The organism is Streptomyces sp. NPDC059477 (assembly GCF_042749375.1).
GTDB lineage: Bacteria > Actinomycetota > Actinomycetes > Streptomycetales > Streptomycetaceae > Streptomyces.
Genome location: NZ_JBHYUG010000104.1, coordinates 1 through 9,937 on the forward strand (window position 1 = coordinate 1; position 9,937 = coordinate 9,937).

The 9,937-nt window shown below is 73.0% G+C and carries 9 protein-coding genes; 3 read left to right on the top strand and 6 right to left on the bottom strand.

What is annotated here, in order from left to right:
* Positions 1–152: 152 nt before the first annotated feature.
* A complete protein-coding gene (locus tag ACFXAZ_RS33695) occupies positions 153–326 on the bottom strand; it encodes a hypothetical protein (RefSeq protein ID WP_384598896.1) in 174 nt (57 codons plus the stop codon).
* A gap of 458 nt (positions 327–784) precedes the next feature.
* Between ACFXAZ_RS33695 and ACFXAZ_RS33700 the strand changes: the two genes are divergently transcribed.
* Complete coding sequence (locus tag ACFXAZ_RS33700; RefSeq protein ID WP_384598898.1) at positions 785–1,345, top strand: HD domain-containing protein; 561 nt, start codon at positions 785–787, stop codon at positions 1,343–1,345.
* A gap of 252 nt (positions 1,346–1,597) precedes the next feature.
* Entirely contained in the window at positions 1,598–1,867 is a 270-nt protein-coding gene (locus ACFXAZ_RS33705) for a hypothetical protein (protein WP_384598901.1), read from the top strand.
* A gap of 58 nt (positions 1,868–1,925) precedes the next feature.
* On the opposite strand, the gene ACFXAZ_RS33710 is transcribed toward ACFXAZ_RS33705, so the two are convergent.
* The 5 genes from ACFXAZ_RS33710 to ACFXAZ_RS33730 form a co-directional block, all read right to left on the bottom strand.
* On the bottom strand, positions 1,926–3,419 hold the full coding sequence (locus ACFXAZ_RS33710; RefSeq protein WP_384598904.1) for an SDR family NAD(P)-dependent oxidoreductase: 1,494 nt from the start codon (positions 3,417–3,419) through the stop codon (positions 1,926–1,928).
* 96 nt (positions 3,420–3,515) lie between these two features.
* Positions 3,516–4,868 carry a wax ester/triacylglycerol synthase family O-acyltransferase gene (locus ACFXAZ_RS33715; protein ID WP_384598907.1) on the bottom strand — a complete coding sequence of 451 codons (1,353 nt, stop codon included), beginning with the start codon at positions 4,866–4,868 and terminating at the stop codon, positions 3,516–3,518.
* Positions 4,869–5,148: 280 nt separating this feature from the next.
* Positions 5,149–6,369: a glucose-1-phosphate adenylyltransferase gene (gene glgC, locus ACFXAZ_RS33720; RefSeq protein WP_384598910.1), complete on the bottom strand. Its 1,221-nt coding sequence runs from the start codon at positions 6,367–6,369 to the stop codon at positions 5,149–5,151.
* A 94-nt stretch (positions 6,370–6,463) separates the two neighbouring features.
* Positions 6,464–7,615: a glycogen synthase gene (gene glgA, locus ACFXAZ_RS33725; protein WP_384598914.1), complete on the bottom strand. Its 1,152-nt coding sequence runs from the start codon at positions 7,613–7,615 to the stop codon at positions 6,464–6,466.
* 38 nt (positions 7,616–7,653) lie between these two features.
* Positions 7,654–8,400, bottom strand: coding sequence for a (2Fe-2S)-binding protein (locus tag ACFXAZ_RS33730; RefSeq protein ID WP_384598917.1), 747 nt, complete (start codon positions 8,398–8,400; stop codon positions 7,654–7,656).
* A 228-nt stretch (positions 8,401–8,628) separates the two neighbouring features.
* Here ACFXAZ_RS33730 and ACFXAZ_RS33735 point away from each other — a divergent pair, with 228 nt between their 5' ends.
* Positions 8,629–9,801 (top strand): DMT family transporter, encoded by a 1,173-nt coding sequence (locus tag ACFXAZ_RS33735; RefSeq protein ID WP_384598920.1) that lies wholly within the window; start codon positions 8,629–8,631, stop codon positions 9,799–9,801.
* Positions 9,802–9,937 lie beyond the last annotated feature (136 nt).

A 9,937-nucleotide genomic window follows, 5' to 3' on the forward strand; every position in this document is an offset into this window, starting at 1 on the left:
GACGGCGCCGGACTCGACGTACCCCAGGAATGACCTGGGGGCGCCGTTTTTGGGGTGGGTCTTCCGGGACCGGCATGGGCGTGACATCCGCACGCCCATGCGGCCGGTGATCGCGATGTGTCCGGCGGTGGTCCGCGCGGACGCTGCCCGCGTCAGTCCACGCTGGGCAGGATGTGCGGCTCGGCGAGGTCGTCCTCGTACCCCGCGAGACGGATGGGGGCGGACCTGGCCCACACGTCGAGGCTGCCGATGTCGCCGGGCTTGCGGCCCGGTCGCTGCGGCCGTTCCTTGGGGGGCTGATCGCGATCGGTCTTCTCCGGTGTCACCGCGCACTCCTTATGTGTCGGGTCACCCTCGGGGCGTCGCCGGCCACACTGTGCTCCGGCACCCGACGCCCGCTCGGGTCTGGCTTGAACGGTCGGACGCGGTGGCGCCGGCATCTGGGTGAGAGCAGGCCGTGATGAACCGGCGTGTCCCGGGACGGACCATGGGTGTGGGTGGGACCCCTTGGTGCTGTCCGTCGCCCCCAAGATTAACCAAATGAGCGGGCCCCTGCTCGATGGGGCTGAAAACAACGGGTAACTATCGGACATCGCCACGTGGCCGAACAATCCATTTCTACACCTGTTTGTTACATAATGCGTCATTTTGGAGTCACTCGATCGGCGCAACGTGACGAACGGAGAGGCGAGCTGGTCGCGCAGTTCAAGCGCCGTTGGCTGAGCCGAAAGCTCGCCATGATCTGCTGCGTCGCGGTACCGCTGTCTCGCGGGAGGACTGACGCATGGAGCTGCGCAGCGTCGAGAAGCTGATGGACGTGCTGTACGCGTGCCGGGGCGCGTGGGACTCCCCCGACGGCACGGGCGACCCGGTGGACCTGCACGATCACGCCCTCCAGACCGCCGCTCTGCTGCGCCGCGGCCGACCCGCCGACAAGGAGCTCCAGATCGCCGGGCTGGTGCACGACATCGGGCACCTGCTGCGCCCCGGCGACGACGCCGGACACGCCGACCGTGCGGCGGACGCCGTGCGGTCCCTGCTCGGCGAACGGGTCTCCCGGCTCGTACGGCTTCATGTCCCCGCCGAGCGGTATCTCGCCGTCGTGTCGCCGGACCGGGGGCTGTCGCCGCGGAGCGCGCTGACCCTGTGGGCGCAGGGCGGGCCGATGAGCCCGGCCGAGGCCGCCGCCTTCGCCCGGGACCCGCTCGCCGAGGACGCCGTCGCCCTGCGCCAGGCCGACGAGGCGGGCCGGGTCGTGGGGCTCGACGCGGGGGTGCTGGAGGACTGGCGGACGGTGCTGGAACTGGTCGCGGCCCGGCACGCGCGCCTGGGGGCGGTGGACTGACCCCGGGATCGGGCCCCGTAAGGCCCGGGGCGTCGCCCTGTCCTGCCCGCCGCCCCCTTGCCGGAGCCCCCCGGGTCGGAGACCGCCGTCACGTCACCCCACCCGGGTCGGAGACCCCGTCACCCCGCCCCTCCCCGTGAATGGCAGCCCCCACCCCCCGATGCGATCGTGGAGGGAGCGTTCGTCGGCAGGCACAACCCCGGCGCTTTGGCGGGGCGCTCCGGTGGACGGTCGTGGAAGGTGGACCCGTTCATGAGCGACACCACACCGCCGCCGGCCTCCCCTCCGCCCCCGGTCCCCCCGGGCTCGGCCGGGGCCGGACACCAGCCGCCTCCGCCACCCCCGCCACCCCCGCCCCCGGCCACGCACACCAAGGGGGCCGATCACCGGGACCTCTCCCGGGTCGTCCTGTTCTACGCGCTCGCGCTGGCCGCCCTGCTGGTCGGCGTGGCCGCGCTGCTGATGGGCATCGCGTGGCTGGAGATGGCGGACACGGCGGACAACAGCCGCTCCATCTGGTGACCGCACACGCGCTGACCGCACCCCCGGTGACCGCCCGCGCGGCCCCGGTGGGCGTCGCTCACCAGTTCCCGGGCGCGTAGTCCTTCAGGAAGACGCCGTACAGGTCGTCGCCCGCCTCGCCGCGCACGATCGGGTCGTAGACGCGGGCCGCGCCGTCGATCAGGTCGAGCGGGGCGTGGAAGCCTTCGTCGGCGAGCCGCAGCTTGTCGTAGTGCGGGCGTTCGTCGGTGATCCAGCCGGTGTCGACCGAGGTCATCAGGATGCCGTCGGTCTCGAACAGTTCGGCGGCGCTGGTGCGCGTCACCATGTTCATCGCGGCCTTGGCGGCGTTGGTGTTCGGGTGCCCCGCGCCCTTGTAACCGCGGCTGAACACGCCCTCCATCGCGGAGACGTTGACGACGTACGCGTGCTTGCTGTCCGCCGCGCGGGCGGCCTCGGCCATCACCGGGCGGAGCTTGCTGATCAGGATGAACGGAGCCGTGTAGTTGCACAGCTGGGTCTCCAGGAGCTCGACCGGGGAGATCTGGTCGATGCTCTGCACCCAGGTGTTGGAGTCCACGACGTCGGGCACCAGGCCGCCGGCGTCGATGGCGGTGCCCGCGCGGTGCCGCTCCACGCTGGCGTTGCCCGCGACGAGCGCGAGGTCGGCGACCTGCTGGGCGTCGAGCCCCGAGATCCCGGCGGGCAGCGCGGCCAGTCCGTCGACCGCGCCGGAGCCGAAGGCGCCGATGACCTGGTGGGCGGGGAGTTCACCGGCGGGCAGCGGGGCGCTCTCGCCGTCGACGAGCGCGGCGTACGCGGAGGGCAGCCGTCGTACGGTCTGGGTGGCGTTGTTGATCAGGATGTCCAGCGGGCCCTGCTCGGTGATCCGGTCGGCGAGGGCGACGGCCTGGGCGGGGTCGCGCAGGTCGATGCCGACGACCTCCAGGCGGTGCAGCCAGTCGGCGGAGTCGTCCATGGCCTTGAAGCGGCGGATGGCGTCCTTGGGGAAGCGCGTGGTGATCGTGGTGTGGGCGCCGTCGCGCAGCAGCCGCAGCGCGATGTACATGCCGATCTTGGCCCGGCCGCCGGTGAGCAGCGCGCGCTTGCCGGTGAGGTCGGTGCGGGCCTCGCGCTTGGCGCGGTTCTGGGCGGCGCAGCTCTCGCAGAGCTGGTGGTAGAAGTAGTCGACCTCGACGTAGCGGGTCTTGCAGACGTAGCAGGAGCGGGGGCGCTGGAGTATTCCGGCGATCCGGCCCTGCTCGGTGCGGGAGGAGGGCAGCAGGCCCTCGGTCTCGTCGTCGATGCGCTCGGCGGAGCCGGTCGCGGTGGCCTCGGTGACCGCCTTGTCGTTGGCGGTCTTGGCGGCCCGGCGCTCCTGGCGGCGGCGCTGCTTGACCGTGCGGTAGATGCCGGCGGTGGCGCGGCGCACGGTGATGGCGTCGGGGTGGTCGACCTCCAGCCCGTCGAGTTCGGCCAGCACCGCGAGGCAGACGGCGAGCCGCTCGGGGTCGATGCCGGGCCCGTACGCCACCTGCTCCGGGATCGTCGGGCCGTCCTGTGTCACCGTCATCGCCGCTGCCGTTTCCCTGCTGCCCGCGCGGCGCTCCGTCCGCGTCCGCTGTCCGAACGGCGAATTTTACGGAGCGCCGGGCGCCGGGCCAAACCGTCAGCGGGCGGTGACGCCGGACTCGCAGGCGGTGATGAGCGCGGCCACCTCGTCGGACACCGCGCGGGCCAGCCCGTCCAGGTCCGGTACGGCCTCGGCGTCGGCGACCAGGCCGAAGTGGACGTGTCCCCGGTAGGTCGACATGGCGACGGCGAGGGACTGGCCGCGGGCGAGCGGGGCGTAGGGGTGGACGGCGGTGAGCGGGTTGCCGCCCAGCCGCAGGCACAGACTGGGCAGCGGGACGCTGGTGACGAGGATGTCGAACCAGAGCCGGGCGGCCTGGGCGGCCAGTGGTCCGCCGAGCCGGTGGCCGAGCGCCGGGACATGGTCGGCGAGCAGCGCGACGGCGCCCGCGCCGCGGCCGGGTCCGGCGTCCTTGTTGCGGTCCATGGCGGTGCGTACGGCGGCGAGGCGGGCGAGCGGGTCGGGGTCGTCGACCGGGAGCCGCATCAGGTACCCGGAGAGCCGGTTGCCCTGGGGGTGGGCGGTGCGCGGGCGGCGTTTGGAGACCGGGATCAGGGCGCGGGGCCGGACGCCCGCGCTGCCGTCGCCGCGGGCGTCGAGCCAGCGGCGCAGGGCGCCGGCCACGACGGCGATCAGGACGTCGTTGACGGTGCCGCCGACGGTCTTGCGGACCCGGTGCACATCGTCGAGGTCGATGATCACTCCGGCGGTGCGGCGGGTGCCGCTGGGCTCGGCGGTGAGTGCGGGCGCGGGGCGTGCGGTGAGGGTGGAGAAGGCGACGGACGCGCCGATGTCGACGGCCCGGCCGACGTCGGAGAGGGCGTCGCGGACCCGTCCGGGCAGCTTGCGGACGGCGGGCAGCAGTCCGCTGCGGGGTTCGGCGCGGCGCGGGCGCGGGGCGGGCAGGTCCAGGGGGTCGAGGATCGCGGCGGCCAGGGTCAGGGCGCGCAGTCCGTCGGCGAGGGCGTGGTGGAACTTGAACAGCACGGCGAAGCTGACGCCGTCCTCGCCGGGCAGTACGTGGGCCTCCCAGGGCGGGCGTCCGCGGCGCAGCGGGCGCTGCATGAGGCGGCCCGCCTCGGCCTGGAAGTCGCTGGTGGGGGCGTGCAGCCGGACGTGGTCCATCGGGTCGAAGCCGGGGTCGGGCTCGCGGGTGGCGCCGCCGACGGCGAGCGGGTGGCGCAGACCGGGCGGCTGCCAGACGTCGCGGATCCGCATGCGCAGTCCGGGGACTCCGGCGGCGCGGGCGGCGAGCAGGTCGGCGGCGTGGGCCCCGGCGGTGGGTGAGTGCGCGGCGAACACGCCGAGGGCTCCCAGGTGCATGGGGTGCCGGTCGGTCTCGATGTTCCAGAACGCCAGGTCGAGGGGTGCGAGCAGGTCAGGGGTCACGGCTTGCCTCGCGTCGACGACGGGTGGGCAAGCAGTGAATAACGTTCGACCGATTACGGTCAAGTACGATCAGGCTACGCTCAGTTAACATCGGATTACGTCGGTGAACCGTCCGCCTCTCTGATCACGCAGGTCACAGCCGTCACGTAACCCGTTCGGCCGCGCGGCCCCGGCACGGCCTCCGGACCCGCGCACGGGCCGGTGCGGGGGCGCGGGCAGGGTGAATTTCGGCCACCGCGCCCACCGCCGGACCGACCTCCCGGCGGTCGCCCGCCGGGCGTTAGGACACCTGCTGTCCCTTGCCCAGCGCGATCACGCCGCCCTTGGACACGGTGTACAACTCGGCGTCCCGGTGCGGGTTCACGCCGATCGTGGCGCCCGGCGGGACCTGCACGTTCTTGTCGAGCACCGCCCCGCGCACCACCGCGCCCCGCCCGATGTGCACGTTGTCGTGCAGCACCGAGCCCTGCACCACCGCGCCCGGATCGACAACCACCCCGGGCGACAGGACCGACCGGGTGACCTGCCCCCGGATCAGGCAGCCCGCGCTGATGATCGACTCGCTGGCCATGCCGCCCGCGTTGAACCGGGCCGGGGAGAGCTGATTGGAGTGGGTGTAGACCGGCCAGTGCCGGTTGTAGAGGTTGAACGCGGGGCGCTCGGCGATCAGGTCCATGTGCGCCTCGTAGTACGCGTCGAGCGTGCCCACGTCCCGCCAGTAGCCCTGGTCGCGGGTGGTCTCGCCGGGGACGTGGTTCTCGCTGAAGTCGTAGAGCTGTGCCTCGCCGCGGTCGGTGAGCTGGGGCAGGATCGAGCCGCCCATGTCATGGACGGAGCGCGGGTCCTCGGCGTCGCGCTGGAGCGCCTCGATGAGCGCCTTCGTGGTGAACACGTAGTTGCCCATGGAGGCGAACACACTGCCGGGGTCGCCGGCCAGACCGGGCGGGTCGGCGGGCTTCTCCAGGAAGCGGTCCACGGTCCGGCCGTCCGAGCCGGGGGTGATCACCCCGAACGACGAGGACTCCGCGCGCGGCACCCTGATCCCGGCCACGGTGACGCCCGCGCCGCTGTCGATGTGCTGGGTGATCATCTGGCGCGGGTCCATCCGGTACACATGGTCGGCGCCGAACACCGCCACGTACTCGGGCTGCTCGTCGTAGATCAGGTTCAGCGACTGGAGGATGGCGTCCGCGCTGCCCAGGTACCAGCGCGGGCCGAGCCGCTGCTGGGCGGGGACGGGCGTGATGTAGTTGCCGAGCAGGCTGGACATCCGCCAGGTGGTGGTGATGTGCCGGTCCAGCGAGTGCGACTTGTACTGCGTGAGCACGCAGATGCGCAGGATGTCGCCGTTGACGAGGTTCGACAGCACGAAGTCGACGAGCCGGTAGGTGCCGCCGAAGGTGACCGCGGGTTTCGCGCGGTCCGCGGTGAGCGGCATCAGGCGCTTGCCCTCGCCACCCGCCAGTACGATCCCGAGCACGGAAGGCCCTCCACGACGCATGGCCGCTCCCCTCACCCCTGGTCACCAGTGGACCCGCATGGTCCTGCCTGGTCCCGCCTGGTTGTCACCCATCCATGCCCCCGGGCCGGGTGTACTACGCCTGTTCGAGGACGTCCCCGTAGAGCCGGGCGGTCCGCCGGGCGATGGCGTCCCAGCCGAACTCCCCGACCGCGCGGGCGCGTCCCGCCGTGCCCATCCGGCGACCGGCCGCCGGGTCGGCGAGCACCGTGTCCAGCGCGGTGGCCAGGCTCTTCTCGAAGTCGTCGTCCACGTCGACCAGCAGGCCGCTCTCGCCGTGCGCGACGACCTCCGGGATACCGCCGACCCGCGACGCCACCACCGGTGTGCCGCAGGCCATCGCCTCCAGATTGACGATCCCCAGCGGTTCGTACACGGAGGGGCAGACGAAGACGGCCGCATGGGTGAGGAGCTGGATCACCTCGCCGCGCGGCAGCATCTGCGGGATCCAGTGCAGCCCCGCGCGCGCGTGGCCCAGCTCCTGGAACAGCTCACGGAACTCCCGGTCGATCTCGGGCGTGTCGGGGGCGCCCGCGCACAGCACGACCTGCGCCGCCGGATCGATGCCGCGCACCGCGCGCAGGAGGTGGTCCACGCCCTTCTGCCGGGTGATCCGGCCGACGAAGAGCACGTACGGCCGCTCCAGGTCCAGGCCGATCCGCTCCAGGACGTCGGTGGCGGGGTCGGGCCGGTACAGCGCGGTGTCGATGCCGTTGTGCACGACATGGACCCTGTCCTTGTCGAGCGCCGGGTAGCAGCCGAGGATGTCCTCGCGCATGGCGCCGGACACGGCGATCACCGCGTCGGCGGACTCGATCGCGGTGCGTTCGGCCCAGCTCGACAGCGCGTATCCGCCCCCGAGTTGCTCGGCCTTCCAAGGGCGCAGCGGCTCCAGTGAGTGCGCGGTCATGATGTGCGGCACGCCATGGAGGAGCTTGGCGAAATGGCCCGCGAGATTGGCGTACCAGGTGTGCGAGTGGACCAGTTCACGGTCCTCCAGGCCGGCGGCCATCGCCAGGTCCACGGAGAAGGTGCGCAGGGCGTCATTGGCGCCGTCGAGCGCGGACCAGGGACGGTGGCGTACGACACCGTCGGCGCGGCCCTCGCCCCAGGAGTGCACGGCCAGGTCGACCAGCGCGCTCAACTCGCGGGCGAGGAACTCGACATGGACGCCCGCCCCGCCGTACACGTCCGGCGGGTACTCCCGGGTCAGCAGTCCCACACGCACCCGGAACCCCCTGTTCGCCACGGCCGGTTCGAACATGGTCACCCACGAGGGGCGTCCGGGGAAGGGCGCCGTGGACCCTTGAGACAACAGTCACCGCACAGGCCCCCGTTGGGCACCCGGTAGTACAGGCAGCAGCTGCGGCGCCGGAAGGCGGTCCCGGTGAGGGTGCCGGTACCGGCGAGCAGGGGGTGGGTGAGCAGTTCCCGGGTCAGGTCACGGGCTCGCGCGGCGGCGTCGGTACGGCCATTGCGGCGCGCCCAGTGGTCCAGCTCGCGTCCGGCACCCGCCAGGGCGGAGGCGGCGTTGCCCCACAGCAGCCCGTCGGGGAGGCGGACCTGGGTGCGCAGGGCGGCGGCGAGGGGTTCGAGGTGGCCGTGCAGCACCATGGCGGCGAGGGTCCCGGGGTCGGCCGGGCGGGGGCGCAGCTCGGTCAGCCAGAGGTCGTCGGGGGCGCTCGCGTCGGGGTCCCAGCGCAGCAGCCTCGGGTCCAGGTCGGGGAGGTGGCCGTACCGGACGGCGCAGCCCAGGGCCACCGACCACAGGCGGGCGGCCAGACCCTGTTGGGCGATCGAGGCGGCGATCCGGGTCTCGGGCGCGCACAGCGACCGCTCCACCTTGCGGACACGGAAAGTCAGCGAAATTCGGTAAACATCCGACGTTGGATTTTCGTATGCTTGTGCGAGCGGCAAGGATGCGGCGGGCGCCCGTTCCGGGTCCACGACCGTACGCAGGACGAAGAAGCCGCCGAGCGGCCGGAGCGCGGCGAGAGCCGGGTCGAGGTCCACGAACAGCAGTAGTACCAGGGCTCTCGGGGTCCCGATCTCAGGGTGTCCCCCCTGAGGTGCCCGCCTGTGGGATGACGGAGCGCGCGGAGTACTCCATCGGCAGTAGGAGCCATTGAGTGCTCAGGTACGACGACGGGAAGCGATCGGGAGGGCATCGTTGTTGGCTATGAAAGCCGATCGTTCGCCGCGCCGGGCACCACGCCCCCGCCTGACGCAGAGGAGCCGCACATGAGTGCCCTCGCGTTCTCCGTGCTGCTGTCGCTGGTTTCCGCCATCGCGTACGCGGGTGGGGCCATCGTGCAGGAGCGGGTCGCGGAGGCCGCGCCCGCCTCGGCCGGCGAGCAGTTCGCCCCGCTGCGCCGTCCGGTGTGGTGGGGCGCGGTGGCGCTCAACGGCATCGGCGGTCTGCTGCACGTGGTCGCGCTGGCCTTCGGGCCGCTGAGTGTGGTCCAGCCGCTGGGCGCGCTCACCATCGTCTTCGCGCTGCCCATGGCGGCCATGTTCGTCGGCCGCAGGGCCGGGGCGACCGCCTGGCGGGGCGCCATCATGGCGACCCTGGGTCTGGCGGGCCTGCTGTCCCTGGTCGGCAGCACGGGCTCGCGGTCGCTGAGCGACGGCCAGCAGGTGGCGGCGTTCGCGGCGACCGCCCTGGCGGTGGTGACCCTCATGGCGGGTGCCCGCGCGGCGGCCCGGCACCCGGTGGCCCGCAGCGTGCTGCTGGCGCTGGGCTCCGGCATAGCCTTCGGCATGTCGTCCGTGTTCACCAAGACCGTGGCGGTCGAGTGGACCGGCGGTCCGGCCTTCTCCGACGTGCCCTCGCTGCTCGCGATCGGTGTGCTGGCCATCGCCGGACTGCTGCTGTCCCAGGCGTCCTACCGGGGCGCCGGACTGGCCGCGCCGCTGGCCACCCTGACCGTCGTGAACCCGGTGGTCGCGGCGGCCGTCGGCATCACGATGTTCGGCGAGACCTTCCGCTACGGCACGACCGGCACCGCGCTCGCGCTGAGCTGCGGCGTGGTCGCGGCGGGCGGACTGATCCTGCTGACCATCGAGCGCCTCCCAGGCGCCTCCCACCGGCCTCCCGGGGAGGTCGAGCCGTCCACGCCCGAAGGGCCGGAGACCGGCGTCCAGCGGGTCGCCCAGCGCGCCGGGGAAGCCCTGGACGCGTTCGTGCCGGGCCCGGCACGGGAGGGCGACAGCAGGATCGACGGAGTCGGCGGGGCCGTGCGCGCGAGCCGCACGGCCAGGACCCCGCGCAGGCCGGCCACCTCATCGGCGCCGGCCACCCCGGCCGTGCCGGACACCCCGGCGGGGCTGATGAACCGCCCCTACCCGGTGTACGGCGGGCCCTACGTCCCGCTGCCCCTGCTGGACCGGCACCGCACGCGGGTCAGATCCTGACCCCGTCGGCACCGACGGCCCCGCCGGGTGGTGCACGTCAGGCTTGGACGCGGGGGGGGGGGCCCCCCCGCCCCCGGCCCGCCGCGACGTCCCCCTCGGGGAGAGCCTGTGGACCGCGCGGCGCCGCCCGCGCGCC

Bases quoted from the DNA above. Each gene is read 5' to 3' on its own strand.
- ACFXAZ_RS33700 (WP_384598898.1), top strand. From the start codon at position 785: ATGGAGCTGCGCAGCGTCGAGAAGCTGATGGACGTGCTGTACGCGTGC.
- ACFXAZ_RS33705 (WP_384598901.1), top strand. From the start codon at position 1,598: ATGAGCGACACCACACCGCCGCCGGCCTCCCCTCCGCCCCCGGTCCCC.
- ACFXAZ_RS33710 (WP_384598904.1), bottom strand. From the start codon at position 3,419: ATGACGGTGACACAGGACGGCCCGACGATCCCGGAGCAGGTGGCGTAC.
- glgC (WP_384598910.1), bottom strand. From the start codon at position 6,369: ATGCGTCGTGGAGGGCCTTCCGTGCTCGGGATCGTACTGGCGGGTGGC.
- ACFXAZ_RS33735 (WP_384598920.1), top strand. From the start codon at position 8,629: ATGAGTGCCCTCGCGTTCTCCGTGCTGCTGTCGCTGGTTTCCGCCATC.